At 62.1% G+C, this 16,669-nt stretch carries 13 protein-coding genes; 6 read left to right on the top strand and 7 right to left on the bottom strand.

Annotation, left to right across the window (positions count from 1 at the left end; genetic code table 11):
* Positions 1 to 3: 3 nt before the first annotated feature.
* The 7 genes from BLU26_RS13160 to BLU26_RS13130 all read right to left on the bottom strand — a co-directional run bounded on the left by BLU26_RS13160 (position 4) and on the right by BLU26_RS13130 (position 11,903).
* Positions 4 to 969, bottom strand: a complete 966-nt coding sequence (locus BLU26_RS13160; RefSeq protein ID WP_092287362.1) for a chemotaxis protein CheB — start codon at positions 967 to 969, stop codon at positions 4 to 6.
* Positions 962 to 7,426 (bottom strand): hybrid sensor histidine kinase/response regulator, encoded by a 6,465-nt coding sequence (locus BLU26_RS13155; protein WP_092287361.1) that lies wholly within the window; start codon positions 7,424 to 7,426, stop codon positions 962 to 964. Before BLU26_RS13155 ends, BLU26_RS13160 begins: the two co-directional genes overlap by 8 nt.
* Before the next feature lie 2 nt (positions 7,427 to 7,428).
* Complete coding sequence (locus BLU26_RS13150; protein WP_092287360.1) at positions 7,429 to 8,313, bottom strand: CheR family methyltransferase; 885 nt, start codon at positions 8,311 to 8,313, stop codon at positions 7,429 to 7,431.
* A gap of 59 nt (positions 8,314 to 8,372) precedes the next feature.
* The gene (locus tag BLU26_RS13145) at positions 8,373 to 10,409 is read right to left on the bottom strand and encodes a methyl-accepting chemotaxis protein (protein WP_092287359.1); all 2,037 of its coding nucleotides are present in this window, start codon (positions 10,407 to 10,409) and stop codon (positions 8,373 to 8,375) included.
* A 92-nt stretch (positions 10,410 to 10,501) separates the two neighbouring features.
* Positions 10,502 to 11,038, bottom strand: coding sequence for a chemotaxis protein CheW (locus tag BLU26_RS13140; protein ID WP_092287358.1), 537 nt, complete (start codon positions 11,036 to 11,038; stop codon positions 10,502 to 10,504).
* Between the two features lie 47 nt (positions 11,039 to 11,085).
* Positions 11,086 to 11,451, bottom strand: coding sequence for a twitching motility response regulator PilH (gene pilH, locus BLU26_RS13135; RefSeq protein WP_092287357.1), 366 nt, complete (start codon positions 11,449 to 11,451; stop codon positions 11,086 to 11,088).
* Between the two features lie 38 nt (positions 11,452 to 11,489).
* The gene (locus BLU26_RS13130) at positions 11,490 to 11,903 is read right to left on the bottom strand and encodes a response regulator (RefSeq protein ID WP_092287356.1); all 414 of its coding nucleotides are present in this window, start codon (positions 11,901 to 11,903) and stop codon (positions 11,490 to 11,492) included.
* Between the two features lie 226 nt (positions 11,904 to 12,129).
* On the opposite strand from BLU26_RS13130, the gene gshB reads away from it, so the two are divergent.
* The 6 genes from gshB to BLU26_RS13100 all read left to right on the top strand — a co-directional run bounded on the left by gshB (position 12,130) and on the right by BLU26_RS13100 (position 16,668).
* The gene (gene gshB, locus BLU26_RS13125; protein WP_092287355.1) at positions 12,130 to 13,083 is read left to right on the top strand and encodes a glutathione synthase; all 954 of its coding nucleotides are present in this window, start codon (positions 12,130 to 12,132) and stop codon (positions 13,081 to 13,083) included.
* Positions 13,084 to 13,212: 129 nt separating this feature from the next.
* Positions 13,213 to 14,106 carry an energy transducer TonB gene (locus BLU26_RS13120; protein ID WP_092287354.1) on the top strand — a complete coding sequence of 298 codons (894 nt, stop codon included), beginning with the start codon at positions 13,213 to 13,215 and terminating at the stop codon, positions 14,104 to 14,106.
* 49 nt (positions 14,107 to 14,155) lie between these two features.
* Complete coding sequence (locus BLU26_RS13115; protein ID WP_092288490.1) at positions 14,156 to 14,722, top strand: YqgE/AlgH family protein; 567 nt, start codon at positions 14,156 to 14,158, stop codon at positions 14,720 to 14,722.
* Complete coding sequence (ruvX, locus tag BLU26_RS13110) at positions 14,722 to 15,159, top strand: Holliday junction resolvase RuvX (protein WP_092287353.1); 438 nt, start codon at positions 14,722 to 14,724, stop codon at positions 15,157 to 15,159. Before BLU26_RS13115 ends, ruvX begins: the two co-directional genes overlap by 1 nt.
* Positions 15,156 to 15,665 carry a bifunctional pyr operon transcriptional regulator/uracil phosphoribosyltransferase PyrR gene (gene pyrR / locus BLU26_RS13105; RefSeq protein ID WP_092287352.1) on the top strand — a complete coding sequence of 170 codons (510 nt, stop codon included), beginning with the start codon at positions 15,156 to 15,158 and terminating at the stop codon, positions 15,663 to 15,665. The genes ruvX and pyrR overlap by 4 nt, the downstream gene beginning before the upstream one ends.
* 7 nt (positions 15,666 to 15,672) lie before the next feature.
* On the top strand, positions 15,673 to 16,668 hold the full coding sequence (locus BLU26_RS13100; RefSeq protein ID WP_092287351.1) for an aspartate carbamoyltransferase catalytic subunit: 996 nt from the start codon (positions 15,673 to 15,675) through the stop codon (positions 16,666 to 16,668).
* The last annotated feature ends 1 nt before the right edge of the window (position 16,669 follow it).

The raw sequence follows: 16,669 nt of genomic DNA, 5'->3' as shown, positions 1-16,669 counted from the left end.
CCGCTAAAGCGCCAATGGCCATTCCTGCTGCAGCCAATCGCGGAGCGCTGCTGCGAGTGTCTCGGGTGAGCCCTCCCGGTGACTGAAGCCGGCGTCCTGCACCGCCTTGGGCATGGTGGCACAGGCTGCGCTTTGTTCATCCTGGGTCCACACCTCGATACCTTGCTGGCGCAGACGGCCACAGGCCTCAACGCCATCCTCGCCCATACCGCTAAAAATGATCGCGCCTGTCGCCGCGCCAAAGGTGCGCAGGGTTTCGTCCAGTACTGCGCCGATCGACGGCCGATACAGGCCAGGCCACGGCTCATCACTGAGCTGTACCACTCCCTCGTTGCCAAAGCGCAGCGAGCGCGACACCGGCGCGACCAGTACATCGCCACGGTGCAGGTGCGCACCCGGCTGGCAATTGATGATGCGCCAGTCGTTCTGGCGGCCAAGAATTTGCGGTAGCTGCTGCTCGAAACCCGCGTCGATATGCTGCGCGTAGATAAAGGCAATCGGCAAATCGGCCGGCAGCTGGTCGAGGAAACGTTTCACCGCCGCCGGACCGCCCAGCGACGCGCCTAGCACCCAGACACAGGAAGGTGCGTCGTGGCGTAGCTGCGGAACCACTACCGGCGCCAGATTCTGCACCTGCGGCGGCTCGCCTAGCAGCGGCAACAGTTTGCCCAGCAAGCGACGCTGCCAACGCGGATAGTCCTCGCAGGCAGCGTCGGGAATTTCGCCGGCGCCGAGCAACACCGGTACCGGGCTGTGCTCCAACAACCAGTCCGCCAGCAGCGACTCCTCCGCCAGTTCCAACAGCCAGGCGTCGGTCTGTACCGCCTGCAGGCGCTCGGCGTCCAGCTCGTCGGGGTCACCGGCAAAGACCACCCGATAGCCAAAGCCTTGCAGCTCTCCGGCCAGTCGCTTGCGCTTGCTGGCCTTACCGGCCAGCAACGCAATGGCCGGCGCCGCGCTGTTACTCACGCACGTCTACCAACTGACTGATGACCTCCAGCAGCTGGGCCTCCTGGTAGGGCTTGCCCAGATACACATTGACGCCAATGCTCAGCGCGCGTTCGCGGTGCTTCTCACCGGTTCGCGAGGTGATCATAACGATGGGGAGCTCGCTCAAGCGTTCGTCATGGCGCACACGGGTGGCAACTTCGAAGCCGTCCATGCGCGGCATTTCGATGTCGAGCAGCATGATGTCCGGCTCGATGTCCTGCAGTCGCGCAATGGCGTCGACCCCGTCCTTGGCGGTCACCACTTCCATGCCGTTGCGCTCCAGCAAACGGGTAGTAACCTTGCGCACCGTGATCGAGTCGTCGACCACCATGACCAGGGTCGGCCGCTCTTCCGGGGTGCTGCTCGCCTGGGCACGCTCTGCGGCCAGGTACTGCTGGGCGTGCAGCGCCTGCTGGGCACGAATCACCGCCAGCAGGTCAAGAATCACCACCACGCGACCGTCACCCAGAATGGTCGCCCCGGAAATCCCGGGTACCACTGCAAACTGCCGGCCCAGCCCCTTCACTACAATTTCCCGCGAGCCGGCCAGCGCATCGACCTGCACCGCCACGCTGTGCTCGGCGCCGCGCACCAGAATGACCGGCAGCGGCAGGGTGTGGCCAGTCAGCTTGGGCTGCTGGCCGGTCACCAGCAGATCGCCCAGGTAACGCAAATCATATTGCTTGCCGGCATATTCGAACGGCGGCGCATCGGGGGCGTAATAGGCTTCCAGCTCATAACCCGACACACGCACGATACCCTCGATGGTGTTCAACGGAATCGCGTACAGGTCATCCCCCGAATACACCATGAGTGCGCGGTTGACCGACACCGTGAACGGCAGGCGGATGACAAAAGTGGTGCCCGCGCCCGGCTCGGTGCTCAGGGTCATACTGCCGCCAAGCTGCTTCACTTCGGCGTTGACCACGTCCATGCCAACACCACGACCGGAAATTTGCGTGACCTGCTCGGCGGTGGAGAAGCCAGCCTCAAGAATGAACTGCAGGATTTCCTGGTCGGTAAGCTCTGCGTCGGCGTCCATCAGCCCACGTTCAATGGCCTTGCGCCGCACCGCGTCCAGGTTGATACCGGCGCCATCGTCCTTGAGGGTCAGTACGATTTCGCTGCCTTCACGTCCCAGGTCCAGCCAGACCCGACCTTCGCCCGGCTTGCCCTTGTCCTGCCGCACCAGCGGCATCTCGATACCGTGGTCGACCGAGTTGCGCAGCATGTGCTCCAGCGGTCCGATCATGCGTTCCAACACGCTGCGATCCATTTCCCCTTCGGCGTTGCCGACCACCAGATCAACCTGCTTGCCCAGCTCGCCGGCCACCTGGCGCACCACTCGACGCATCCGGGGCAAGAGTCGCTCGAAGGGCACCATGCGCGTACGCATCAGGCCTTCCTGCAGCTCGGTGTTGACCCGCGCCTGCTGCACCAGCAGGGTTTCCGCGTCGCGGCTCTTGGTCGCCAGGGTCTCTTTCAGATCGAGCAAGTCGGACGCCGACTCGAACAGCGAGCGCGACAACTGCTGCAATTGCGAGTACTGGTCCATCTCCAGTGGATCGAAATCTTCGTAGCTCTGTTCCAGCTCCTCCTGGTGGCGCGACAGAATCTGCGCCTGGGTCTCCATATCGAGACGGCGCAGCTGGTCACGTACCCGATCAATGGTGCTTTCGACGTCTTCCAGAATGTGGCCTACGTCGGTTACCTGCTGCTCGATGCGACCACGGAAAATCGAGGTCTCACCCGCCAGGTTGACCAGTTCTTCCAGCAGCGTAGAGGAGACTTTAACGGTTTCCTGACCGCTGCCGCGCTTTTGGCTATCAGAGGCTGGTTCGCTGGCCGTCATGGCGCGCTGCAGAATGTCCTTAACACCCGCCAGCGACATGCCGGACTCAGCCACCGCCGGACTGCTGACCACTGCCGGTGCGGGTGCCGGTGGCGGCGTAGCCAGCGGCGCGCTCGGCGCGCTCCAGCTGACCTGCTCACTCGCGGGCCGCGCGTCCGACAAGGCGGCAACCTGCGCCTGTAACGCTTCCAGCGCCTGCGCTTGCACGGCGCTGTCGCTACCGGTCTGCAGAGCCAACTCCAGCTGTTTGGCCTGCTCGGCCAGTGCCTGCTGGCCGGCCAGGCGCGCGCTGCCTTTGAGCGTCTGAATACGGTGCAGCAACTCGGCGGCGGCGCCCGCATCGGCAGCGCCTTGCTGCAGCAGCTCGGCGCAGGGCGCCAGCAGCTCGTGCGCCTCCTCGACAAAGATTGCCTGCATGCCATCCAGCACCGGCGGCTCGAGGTTGCTCGGCGGCGCGACCGCGGGCGTGGCTGCCTCGGCCTCCTGCTCCGCTGCCGTGCCGGGCAGGCGCGGTGGCTCGCTTGGGTTCTTGCGGAAAGTGTTAATAGCCTTGATGAGAGCCGCGCCATCGCTGATCGGCCGCCCCGCCACTACCCCGTCGACCATGTCGGCAAGTGCATCGTGGCACGCGTGCAGTAGCTCAAACAGCGGCGGCGTTACTTCGTAACGGTGCTCACACAGGGCTTCGTAGACAAACTCCATCTCGTGCGACAAGTCGCCCACCGGCCGAATTTCCGCCATCCGCGCGCCGCCCTTGAGGGTATGCAGGTCACGCTGCAGGGCTTCGACGGCCAGCGTATTGCCGGTGTCGCCCATCCACTGCTGCAGGCTGGCTGAGGAGCTTTCGATGATTTCCTGGGCTTCTTCGAGGAAAATGTCGACCAGTTCGGCATCGGTACCTGCCTCACTTGGGCTCCAGGTGCCGCCCTGCATCGGGCTTGTTGATGGCTCGACCGGGGCCGGCTGTGCAGTGAACACAGGCGCCGATACAAGTGACTGCAGTGCCTGGATTTCGGCATGGGCTGGAGCCAGGTGCTGATGCGCAGCCACCTGATCCATCATGCTGATCAGGCGCTCATGCCCTTCGGCCAGCGCCGTCAGCACCGCGGCGTCCAGCGGCAGGCCGCCGAGCACTTGCTCATGGGTATGCTCGAGTGCCTCGCAGAGCGATTCCAGCGCCGGCAGCTCCACATCGCCAGCTACATCGCCAAGACTGCGCAAGGCGCCGATCAGCTCGCGGCTATCGACCGAGACCGCAGGATCGTCGCGCCGCGCCTGCAGCGCATCCGCGGCGTCCAGCAACTGGTCGATGCCCTCGGTAAGGAAAATCGACATCAAGCCGACGCTGTCGCCGTCATCCAGGTCGGCGCGGCTGGCTTCGCGAGCGGCCAAGCCCTGCTGATGCAACTGCTGCAGACGCTGCAGGAACGCATCCGTGCCAGGAATGTTCTGGTCCGGTCCGTTACCCAGCTGTGCCAGGCCGGTCTCAAACAGCAACACGGCGTCCTGCAGCAGATTGACCAGCGCCTGATCCGTGGGGATCAGGTTTGCCTTGAACTCTTTCGCCAACTTCTCCAGCGGGGTCGCCAGTACGGCAATCGACTGAATGCCGGCCATGTGCGCACTGCCCTTGAGCGTATGCAGCGCGCGTTGCAGCGCGTCACTCACACTGCGCGGTAACCCCTGCAGCGCGCACTCCTGGAGGTAAGCGTTAATCTGGTCGATATGGTGCCGGGTTTCGTTCTGGAAGATTTCCAGCAACACCGGATCCATCGCCGGCTCAGTTGGCTCTGGCTCTGGCTCTGGCTCTGGCTCTGGCTCTGGCTCTGGCTCTGGCTCTGGCTCTGGCTCTGGCTCTGGCTCTGGCTCTGGCTCTGGCTCTGGCTCTGCAGGGAGTGTGGCCGGCGCTGACCAGTTGTCCAGCGTATCGCTCTCGATCAGCGGCAGTTCTTCATCCTGCAGGAGGGGCTCGGACTCAGGCGGCATCACCTGCTCAGGCAACTCGTCCAGCGTTATCTCTTCGGCTTCCAGCTCTGGCAGGTCTGCCAGCGGCTCGAGGACCTCGTCTGGCTCGAGCGTAGGCTGTTGCGCAGCGAGCTCGGTGGCCTCCAGCGGCGCGTCTGCCGCCGTATCTTCCAGCAGCTCTGGCAGCTCGCCTTCGGCCGCCAGGAGCGCATCGCTATCGGCATCCAGCAGTTGAGCTTCAGCCTCGTCCTGCTCGGCCGCCGGTGCTTCTTCGACTGGCGCGCTCTGCTCAGGCAAGGGCTCACCGCGTGACAAGGCATCCGCAGCAGCAGACAGCTGCCCCACTTCAGGCCAGGCGCGCTGCTGATGGCTGGCAAAGTCCTCTACCAGTTGCGGCATCAACGCGCGCACGTCATTGACTACGCTGAACACGTCAGCGTTGAGCGTAATGCTGTGATCGATCACCCGGTTGAGCATGTTCTCGACCGACCAGGCCAGCTCGGCGAGCACGCCGGCCTTGACCATGCGCCCGCTGCCCTTGAGGGTATGGAAGGCACGACGCACTTCAGCCAGCGCCTTCTGATCATCATGATTTTGCTGCCAGGCGGGAGTGAACTCGCTGAGCGTCTCCAGCACCTCGCCGGCTTCTTCAACGAAGATCTCGACCAGTTCGGGGTCAAGCTCGTCTTCTTCAATAATCTCTGGTGCAGTGGGCTCGACCGCCGCTGGCGCTGCGCCCTGACCTTCCGGCTCTGCCGGCTGCGAAGTCGGCGCTTCGGCTTCGGCTTCGGCTTCGGCTTCGGCTTCGGCTTCGGCTTCGGCTTCGGCTTCGATCAGAGTGTCCTCGGCGTCAACCGGCGCGGCAAGGTCTGGGCTATCGAGCAGTTCAGTCTCGGCACTTTCCACCGGCAACGCGGCAGGGTGATAGCCCAAGGTGCTCAAGCGCTCCTCGGCGACATCGAGAATGCTGTCGCCGCGGTTGGTGTCGTCTTCTGCCAACCGCTCCAGGTAGTAGTCGATACTGGTGATCACGTCGGCCAAAGCGTCCAGTGCCACCCAGTCCGGAACCGTCTGCGGCAGCACCAGGCGTTCGGTAATATAGCGCCGGCAGGCGCCGACAGCCGCCGCAGCACGGGCCAAGGGCACCATGGCCAGGCCGCCGCGTACACTATTGAGCAAGTCGTCAACGGGCTCCAGCTGGCTGTGATCCCACTGGTTACCGATAAATGCGTTGATGGCCTCGCGGGTTTCTTCCAGCGCGTTACGCGCCTCCTGCACGACCATGTGCTGAACCTGCGCGATGTCCTGCGCGGCAGCCAGGCGCTGCATGTCGGAGTCGACGCTGCCGTCCTGCTCGCCGCGCTCCAGGCCAAGAATGCCCTGCAAGCTGGCCTCGACATAGAGCATGCCACCGGCAACATCCATCAGCGCTGCGTCGGTTACCCCGGACTCGCCACTGGCAAGGCGCTGAACCTGATCTATCTGTTCGCTCAACACCCGCCTTGGCTGACCCAGGCCGAGCATGGCCAGGGTGTCGCTGATCTGCTTCATGGTCGGTAGCAGCGCTGACAGGCCGTCCAGCTGGCTGCGATCACTGCGCACAAAGAGATCGAGCTGATCCTTGACCTGCATCAGCTCTTCACCGAGCGCCATGACCACTGACTGCATGGCTCCGCGATCCGGGCCCACCAGCCTGGCATCGCCAGCGGCCAGATCATCCTGACCGCCGGCCCAGGAATCCTCCAGCTGGTAGCGCGCTTTCAGCGCGTCCAGACGGGGGCTGCCGTCGGCGCTCTTGGCAACGTAAAACAGCAGGTTGCGCAGTAACTCCTGTGGCGGCTTGCTCTGCAGAGCAGGCGCGCCGCGGGCCATCAGCTGACGCAACTCCTGATCGGCTTGGCGCAATAGCTGACGAATGGCCGCGCCATTCTCGATGCTGCCCAGCTCCAGGCCTTCGGCAACCCCGGCAAAGATCGCCCACAGGTCCGCGTAGGGCGCGCCCTGGCACAGCTGCTGCAAACGGCTGAAGACATTACGCAGGTGCCGACTGTTGGTGGCCACGTCCTGCCCGCGAATGACGCCAGCCTGGGACATCTGCAAGGCCTGCCGCAGTTTGCGCAGCTGGCGCACGGTGTCGCTGTCGGACAGATCGGCAAAGCCCTCGCTGGCCGGCTCGGCGGCATTGGTATCCAGCCCGGGGCTGAACAACGCGTTTTCGGACAGCAGTTTGTCGCCGCGCGCCGTCCGCATGTCGTTCAGCAGGGGCAGCAAGACCAGCGGCAGATCGCGTCTGCCGCTCTGTACCCGGTCCAGATAAGCGGGCATCTGCAAAATGGCCTGCATCAACACTTCCAGCGCTTCGCTTTCGCGGCTGACCGTGCCGTTCATCAGCGCCTGTGCGAGTTGCTCCATCTCCTCGGCCAGCAGTGCAGCGCCATAAAATTCGACCATCTGCAGTGTGCCGTGAACCTGGTGGATATAGGTCAGACAAAAACGCAGACGCGTGGAATCCTCGGGGTTTTCGACAAAAGCTTCGAGTGCCTGACGCGCCTGGTTCAGCGTTTCGGAAATCTCGCCCTTGACCCAATCGAGGGCGACATAATCATGCCGATCACCCATATTCACTCCAGAAGTCCAGTGCTTTCCCGGCGCACGTAAGCCTGCACCTGATCATCAGGCAGCCGCTCAAGCAGGGGATTGTTCCAGTCCATGATTTCACCCAATCCGATGATCAACATGCCGCCCGGCGCGAGCCGGGTCGCCAGCAGGTTGAGCAGGTCGCGGCGACGCCAGCGACGGAAGTAGATGAGCAGGTTCTGGCAGAAGATGATATCCAGGTCCCGGATCGGGGCCTGGGCCAATTCAAGAATGTTCAAACGCGAAAAACACACCCGATCACGCAGCGCGTAGGCAATCTCATAACGGTCGTTCGGCAGCGTTTGCAGCCATTCGCGGCGCTCCCGCTCGTCCAGACCACCCAGGCGATTGCCCGGATACACGGCGGTGCGGCCCTGCTCCAGCGCCTTGAGACTGATATCGGTCGCCCAGATGCCGTAGCCACTGGCATGGCCGCCGGCCGCCGCAATGCTCTGCTCACTGACTATGGCCATCGAATAGGCCTCTTCGCCACTGGCGCAGCCCACGCTCCAGAGCTGCAACGGACGATCCGCTGCGCGCCCGACCAGCAGCCGATCGAGGTGCTGACCGATGGCGTCGAACGAGGGGCGGTGCCGCATAAAGCTGGTTTCGCGCACGGTCAGGCGCTCAATCAAGGCAGACCACTCCACGGCACCCGCGGCACCCTGGGTCACATGTTCGTAATAGGTCTGATAGTCGGCAATCTTCAGCTCGCGCATGCGCGTGCCAACGCTGGTCTGCAGGAAGGTCTTGCGTTGATCACTGACGCACACGCCCGTGCGCGCCTCCAGCAGTGTCTGCCACTGTTGAAATTGATGCGCGTCCATTTCCGGCAGCTGTTGCAACGACCAGTTTTGCGTTGTCTGCACTCTATGCCCCTCGCTCCAAGCGGAACCGGAGAGTCGCGCAAGCGACCCTCCGACTCAGCTTAGTCGTCCTGCTGCGGTAGCGTGAAGCCGTCAACCGACTGGCGCATGGCCTCGGCCAGTTTCGCCAACTCACCAATGCTGCGAGCGGTGGTGGTACCTGCCGACGTCTGCGAGGTAATCTCCTGGATCACGTTCATGGTGTTGGAAATGTGGCCGGCGGAGGAAGCCTGCTGCCGCGCGGCGTTGGAGATGTTCTGAATCAGTGCTGCCAGACTGGTGGATACCTTTTCGATCTCCTCCAGTGCCACACCGGCGTCCTGCGCCAGGCGCGCACCGCGTACCACCTCGGAGGTGGTTTGTTCCATCGAGATAACCGCCTCGTTGGTATCGGTCTGAATGGTTTTTACCAGCGCTTCAATCTGTTTGGTCGCGCCAGAGGAACGTTCTGCAAGGCGCTGTACTTCGTCTGCTACTACCGCGAAGCCGCGGCCGGCATCACCGGCCATGGAGGCCTGGATCGCCGCGTTCAAGGCGAGAATGTTGGTTTGGTCGGCAATGTCGTTGATCAGACTGACGATGTCACCAATCTCCTGGGAGGATTCGCCAAGGCGTTTGATCCGCTTGGAGGTGTCCTGAATCTGCTCACGGATGGTATCCATGCCGACGATGGTGTTCTGCACCACCTCGTTACCCTTGTTGGCGATGGCTACCGAGCGCTCTGCCACCGCTGCCGATTCGGAGGCGTTGGCCGATACCTGGTCGATCGATACCGCCATTTCGTTTACCGCCGCCGAAGCGCCGGCAATTTCCTGCGCCTGGTGCTCGGAAGCTTCAGCCAAATGCATGGCTGTGCCCTGGGTTTCCTGGGCAGCGCCTTCCACCTGCAGAGCGGTTTCGTTAATGGTTTGTACCAGTGCACGCAGCTGGTCAATGGATTCGTTGATCGAGTCGGCGATGGCGCCGGTAAAGTCTTCGGTCACCGTCGCCTGGGCGGTGAGGTCACCGTCGGCCAAGTCACCGATCTCATCCAGCAGACGCAGAATCGCCGCCTGGTTGCGCTCATTCTTATCACGGGTTTCGGCCAGACGCTCACGGGTGTCGCGGGTCATCTGTACACCGGTCAGCAAAATACAGCCCAGCGCGATCACACCCAGCGCGTAACCCAGCAGGGTATTGACTACCCGCGAATCGGCGCGATTCTCAAAGCCGATCGCCAGATCGGATACGTTATCCAGCAGCGACTGCGAATCGGTGAAGATTTCGTTCGCAGCGGAGCGTACCTGATAGAGTTCCGGCGAGGTCAGCAGAATCTGGTCAACCGAGTCGGATACGTAACGGAACAGCGACTGAATTTCTTCCAGTCGGCTCGCCGCTTCCGGATCAGCTACGCGGGTAATGCCGATGGCAGCGTTACCCTGCAACATGCCCTGCAGTACGCGGCCGAACAGGCTGGCGTCGCGGCCGAAGCTATCAGCGGCCATCACCGAATCCTGGTCACCTTCCAATACGCGGTTTACCGAACCGAGAATCCGTTCGGCCAACAGCGACTGACGCTGAGCGATGGCAACCTGATCAGCGGGTGCACCGCTGGAGATCAGCACGTCTACCACGTCCTCGTATTCGACCTGCAGCTGCGGCACGGTATCGGAAAGCGTGTTGGCAACCTCGTGCAGCGACAGAACCGTCGCCTGGCTGGCCAGGATGGCATCCGCGTTGCGGCGTACCTTGTCCCAGTCAGCCTGGGCCAGCGCCAACTGCTCCTGCAATGCAGCCGGAGTCGGCGGCAGGCCGGTCTCTTCACGCCCATTGACCAGATAATCCCAGCGCTGCTGGAAGTCATTACGGGCGGTGAGCAGCAGGCCGAAGGCTTCCGGCGTACCGGTCGCGGCTTCCGTGGCCGATTTGGAGATCTGCTGCGAGAGTACCCGCAGCTCGCCGGCGTGACCGATGTATTCGGTGTCGTATGTGCTCTGAATATTCAGGTACAGGAAGTTGACGAAGAGCAACAACAACGACAGGATCAGTGCGGCGAACAGGCCGGTGAGCGTGCGGTTGCTTCGCATCGTGGACAGCATCTGTTTATCGAACTTTTTCATCTTATGGCCCCTACCTGGCCTACAGCCTTGTTGTTCTAGCTAACATGCTCCGTTGCGGCAGCGGATTGCCCGGCCGCACCCCAAAAAACAGATCAGAGCGCCACGTCGAGAAACGTCTGATCGTGCGCCAACGCGCGAAAATTGAATACCAATGCCGTCTGATCGCCCGTATAAGCGCCTACTACGTAGGGCCGTACCGCGTCGTCCAGAACGGGCAGCCGCTCGCTGAAAGTACTCACCGGCATGTGCTGCATACCCAGCAGTTCATCCACCAGCAGCCCTACAAAGATGTCGTCGCGGTCGAGCACCAGTACCCGACGCTGCTTGCGCGGCACCGTACTGGTAACGCCAAAGAAGCGGCTCATATCGACAATCGGGAGCAGACGCCCACGCACGTTGGCGACACCGCGCACCCAGGCCTTGACCCGTGGCAGTGCGGTGTAACGTGGCTCATGGAGGATTTCACTGACTTCGCCCATCGCCGCCAGCATGAAATGGCCGGCGAGGCGAAAGCCAACGCCGCTCCAGGTCTCGCTGACGACTTCCTGAGACGGCAGGCCGCTTGCTTCACTGCGGCAACGCTGGGCCAGCGCCTGCAATAGATCGAAGGGATGCTGTGTTTCTGACATGCCGTGTCTATTCTCGTTGTTATGCGGCATCGAGCGGGCAGAGATTCCTAGCTGCCGAGTACCGATTTCAGTGTCTGGATCAGGGTGGACTCTTCGACCGGCTTGGTCAGATAGTCTTTTGCGCCCTGGCGAGTACCCCAGACCTTGTCGGTTTCCTGGTCCTTGGTGGTGACGATGATCACCGGGATATGCCCGGTTTCCGGATCCTTGGTCAACTGGCGCGTAGCCTGAAAACCGTTAAGGCCCGGCATCACGATATCCATCAGTACCGCATCCGGCTTTTCCTGGCGCGCGAGCGCGACACCATCAGCGCCATTCTCGGCCTTGAGCACTTCGTAACCGTGCTTTTCAAGCATGCCGGTAAGCTTGTACAGCTCGGTCGGCGAATCATCTACTACCAGAATACGGGCCATCGGACTCCCCCGGTGAATTCAAAATAATGCAATCAGGCTCAGGCGCCTGCAGCACCGGCCATGCTGCCGGTTTGCGGCACGTGTGCGCGAATGGCACCCAGCAGCTCTTCCTTGCTGAAGGGCTTGGTCAGGTACTGATCCGAGCCAACAATCCGCCCCTTGGCCTTGTCGAACAAACCGTCCTTACTGGATAGCATGATCACCGGGGTGGAGCGAAACGCGCTGTTGTTCTTGATCAGCGCACAGGTCTGATAGCCATCAAGACGCGGCATCATGATGTCAACGAAGATGATATCGGGGTGGTTGTCCGCGATTTTGGCCAGCGCATCAAAGCCATCTACCGCGGTGATCACGGTGCATCCGACCTTTTTCAGCAGCGTTTCTGCCGTGCGCCGAATCGTCTTGCTGTCATCAATCACCATGACCTTCAGGCTCTCGAAATTTTCTTCCATAAGACCAGCCTTTGTTATTAATGGTGGTTCAATCTTTATGGCTGCGACGTCGCAGCCGCTGACCAGCCAAATCCTTTTCCGCGTACTTTTAGCATAGATTTATCGGCCAATCTATAAAGCTTACTCATGTCCGGGACATCCAGCCAGATTAGCCGCCCTTTCTCGTCTATGGCTTCTGGCGTTACACTCGACGCCTCCCTCGAAACAGCGCGGAAATCAATTCTATATGCCTATTCGTCTCGGCGTCGTCATGGATCCCATCAGCGCGATCCACTACAAGAAAGACAGTACTCTGGCCATGTTGCTGGCCGCCAGCGAGCGCCAATGGGAACTCTTCTACCTCGAACCACAGGACCTGTATCTGGCCGACGGTCAAGCCATGGGCTGCATGCGGCCACTGCAGGTACAGGCCAATCCGGACCATTGGTACGATCTTGGCGAATCGCAGCAACTCAGTCTAAGCACACTGGATGTCATTCTGATGCGCAAGGACCCGCCGTTCGACAACGAGTTTTTGTACGCGACGCACATTCTTGAAGCCGCCGAGCGTGCCGGCGTACTGGTGGTTAATCGTCCAGCCAGCCTGCGCGACTGCAACGAGAAGTTGTTTGCCACCCAATTCCCGCAGTGCGCTCCCGAGCATATCGTCACCCGCCGCGCCGATATTCTGCGCGAATTTGCCACCCGGCACCGTGACGTTATTCTCAAACCATTGGACGGCATGGGCGGTTCAATGATTTTCCGCATAAAGGAAAACGATCCCAACCTCAGCGTGATTATCGAAACCCTGACGCGTCATGGTCAGGAGCAGATCATGGCGCAGCGCTATCTGCCGGAAATCACCGATGGCGACAAGCGCATCCTGATGATCAAGGGCGAGCCCGTACCCTACTGCCTGGCCCGCATCCCGCAGAAAGGCGAAACCCGGGGCAACCTGGCCGCCGGCGGGCGCGGTGAAGCACGGCCGCTGACCGAGCGTGACCGCTGGATTGCTGCCCAGGTTGGCCCGGCGCTGCGCGAACGTGGCTTGCTGTTTGTCGGCCTGGACGTGATCGGCGATTACCTCACCGAGATCAATGTCACCAGCCCGACCTGCATCCGCGAGATAGACGCCGCCTACCAGACCGATATCGGCGGCCAGTTGATGGATGCCATCGCCGAGCAACTGTCGGCGCGCTGATGGCGGCGATGAAAAGTGCCGGCAGAAGGAAGACTGCCGGTCAGCAAGGTGACGCCGCGCATGGACTTTTTCCGGCGTGCGCGGCAGACTTCACCGCATATGTGAATCACGCCAACGCCTACGGATAGCATGAATACAGCCGTGACACCCCCTGCTGCGCCACCACCGACGGTCACTGCACGTGACCGCCTGGGTTTCACCCTGTTCATCGCCGCGGTGTTGCACGCGCTGATTATTCTCGGCATCACCTTCGATCTACCCACCCCGAGCGAGCTGTCCAAGAGTCTGGAAATCACGCTCGCCACCCAGCAGAGCGAAGAGCAGCCAGAACAGGCCGACTACCTTGCCCAGCATAACCAGCAGGGCAGCGGCACACTGGAAGAAAAGGCTGCGCCCAGCACCCCTGAGGAAGCCGATTTCCAGGACAGCGAAATCAACAAGGTCAATCCTGAGCAACAGGTGAGTGCCCCGCCACCGGTTCCGCAGGAGCAGAAAGTGGTCACCACCAGCGCCCCCAAGCTGGATCAGGTCACCACCGCACCGGCCAAACCCAAGCCAACTGAGGCACCACCGGCCAACCTGCATTTCAACATGACCACCCTGTCCAGCGAGATTGCCAGCCTGGAAGCGCAACTTGCCGAAGAGCGCCAGCAGTATGCCCGGCGCCCCCGTGTGCTGCGCCTCAACGCCGCGTCGACCATGCAAGACAAGGGCGCCTACTACAAGGACGCCTGGCGCCGTAAAGTCGAAAAGGTCGGCAACCTGAATTACCCCGCGGAGGCGCGCAGCAACAAGATTTACGGCAGCCTGCGCTTGTTGGTTTCGATCAACCGCGATGGCACCCTGCGCGAAGTACGCATTCTCGAGTCCTCCGGGCACAAGGTGCTGGACAACGCGGCCTTGCGCATCGTGCGGCTTTCCGCTCCCTTCACGCCCTTTACCGGCGACCTGATGGACATTGACGTACTGGAGATCATTCGTACCTGGCGCTTTGAACCCGGCGACCGGGTTTCCAGCTCCTGATCAGCAGCGCGGCCTTGCCCTGCACGTACTTCCGCCCAATACTAAGCGCATGACGCAAAGCATACCGAGCAACCTCACCCATCACTTCCTGATCGCCATGCCGCACATGGCCGATCCGCGTTTTGATCACAGCCTGATCTACCTCTGCGAACACACGGACCAGGGCGCCATGGGCCTGGTGGTAAACCAGCCCAGCGACCTCAACCTCACCGACCTGCTGGAGCAGCTGGAGCCGGAACTGGATGTCGCCGCCGGGCAGCAGTGCCAGGTGTTCAATGGCGGCCCGGTAGACCGCGAGCGTGGCTTTGTGCTGCACCGTGGCCCGCACCAATGGGAATCCAGTCTCGACCTCGGGCCGCTGCAGCTGACCACTTCGCGCGACATCCTCGCCGACATGGCGCGCGGACACGGCCCCAGTGAAGCGCTGATCACGCTGGGCTACGCCGGCTGGGGCGCTGGCCAACTGGAGCAGGAACTGGCCGACAATGTCTGGCTCAGCTGCCCGGCCGACCACCACATCCTGTTTGCGCTGCCCAGCGCCGAGCGCCTGGGCGCGGCGGCGCGCTCACTCGGCGTCGACTGGGCGCTGTTGACCAGCCAGGCGGGCCACGCCTGATGTCGCACCACCAACGTGCCATGGCGTTCGATTACGGCACCCGGCAGATTGGCGTGGCCGTGGGTCAGACCCTCACCGGCAGCGCCGAACCGCTGGCCAATCTGCGAGCCCGTGATGGCATCCCGGATTGGGAGCAGATCGGCAAGCTGATCAAGGAGTGGAAACCGGACATCCTGATTGTCGGCCTGCCGCTGAACATGGACGGCAGTGACTCCGAGATGAGCGCCCGTGCCAGCAAGTTTGCCCGTCGTCTGGAAGGCCGCTTTCAGCTGCCCGCGCAGTGCATTGACGAACGCCTTTCCACCTTTGAAGCCAAACAACAGTTGCGCGATCAGCGGCGCACACCCGGCAGCTATCGGGACAACCCGGTAGACAGCCTGGCCGCCGCCCTGCTGCTCGAAACCTGGCTCGCCAGCCAGCCCAAGGAGAATTCATGACCGCATTGCCCGAGGTAGGCCCACTGCTGCAGCAGATGGCCGACCAACTGAGCCGCTACCTGAAAGAACGCCAGATTGAAGACCCTGCCTTCGTCGGCATTCATACCGGCGGCGTGTGGATCTCGGAAGCGCTGCATCAGCAGGTCGCCCCGGAGGCGCCCATGGGCACACTGGATATCGCCTTTTACCGTGACGACTTTGAACAGCACGGTCTGCCGCAGCGCGTACGCCCCTCCGAGCTGCCCTTTACCGTTGACGGTCGGCACCTGATTCTGGTCGATGACGTGCTGATGACCGGCCGCACCATTCGCGCCGCGCTCAACGAGCTGTTCGACTACGGCCGCCCGGCGTCGGTGACGCTGGTTACCCTGCTCGACATCGAAGCCCGGCAATTGCCGGTACGTGCCGACATTCTCGGTGCCAGCCTCGCACTGCCCCCAGGCCAGCGGGTAAAATTGACCGGCCCAAGCCCGCTGCAGTTAACCCTGAACGCCGCTACCAACTGAGACAGCCATGAGCCAGACGCCGCATCACCTGCAACTGAACCATCAGGGCCAGCTGCGCCACTTTCTCACCATTGAAGGCCTCTCCCGGGAATTGCTGACCGAGCTGCTGGATACCGCCGATTCCTTCCTTGAGGTCGGCGAACGCGCAGTCAAGAAGGTCCCACTGTTGCGCGGCAAAACGGTGTGCAACGTGTTTTTCGAGAACTCCACCCGTACGCGTACTACTTTCGAGTTGGCCGCCAAGCGCCTGTCCGCCGACGTGCTCAACCTGAATATCTCGACCTCGTCCACCAGCAAGGGCGAGACCCTGTACGACACGCTGCAGAACCTCGAAGCCATGGCGGCAGACATGTTCGTGGTACGCCACGGCGACTCGGGCGCCGCGCACTTCATCGCCGAACGGGTGTGCCCGGATGTCGCCGTAATCAACGCTGGCGACGGCAACCACGCGCACCCGACCCAGGCGATGCTCGACATGCTGACCATCCGCCGCCATCGCGGCGATTTCGAGAAGCTGTCCGTCGCCATCGTTGGGGACATCCTGCACTCGCGCGTAGCGCGCTCCAACATGCAGGCACTGAAGACGCTCGGCTGCCCGGATATTCGCGTGATCGCCCCGCGCACATTGCTGCCCGAAGGCATCGACCAGTATGGCGTGCGGGTATTCAACGATCTGCGCGTGGGCCTGCGCGATGTTGATGTGGTGATCATGCTGCGATTGCAGAAAGAGCGCATGCAAAGCGGCTTGCTGCCCAGTGAAGGCGAGTTCTACAAACTCTACGGCCTGACCCGCGAGACCCTGGCCCTGGCTAAACCGGACGCCCTGGTGATGCACCCGGGCCCGATCAACCGCGGCGTCGAAATCGAGTCCGAGGTGGCCGATGGCCCGCAGTCAGTGATCCTCAAGCAGGTTACCTACGGCATTGCCGTGCGCATGGCTGTGATGTCCATGGCCATGACCGGGCAGACCACTCAACGCCAGCTCACCCAGGAAGCCAACTGAA

Origin of the sequence: Halopseudomonas sabulinigri, assembly GCF_900105255.1 — a bacterium.
Lineage (GTDB): Bacteria > Pseudomonadota > Gammaproteobacteria > Pseudomonadales > Pseudomonadaceae > Halopseudomonas > Halopseudomonas sabulinigri.
The sequence above is the reverse complement of the archived record's forward strand: the minus strand, read 5'-3'. Positions and strand labels throughout refer to the sequence as shown.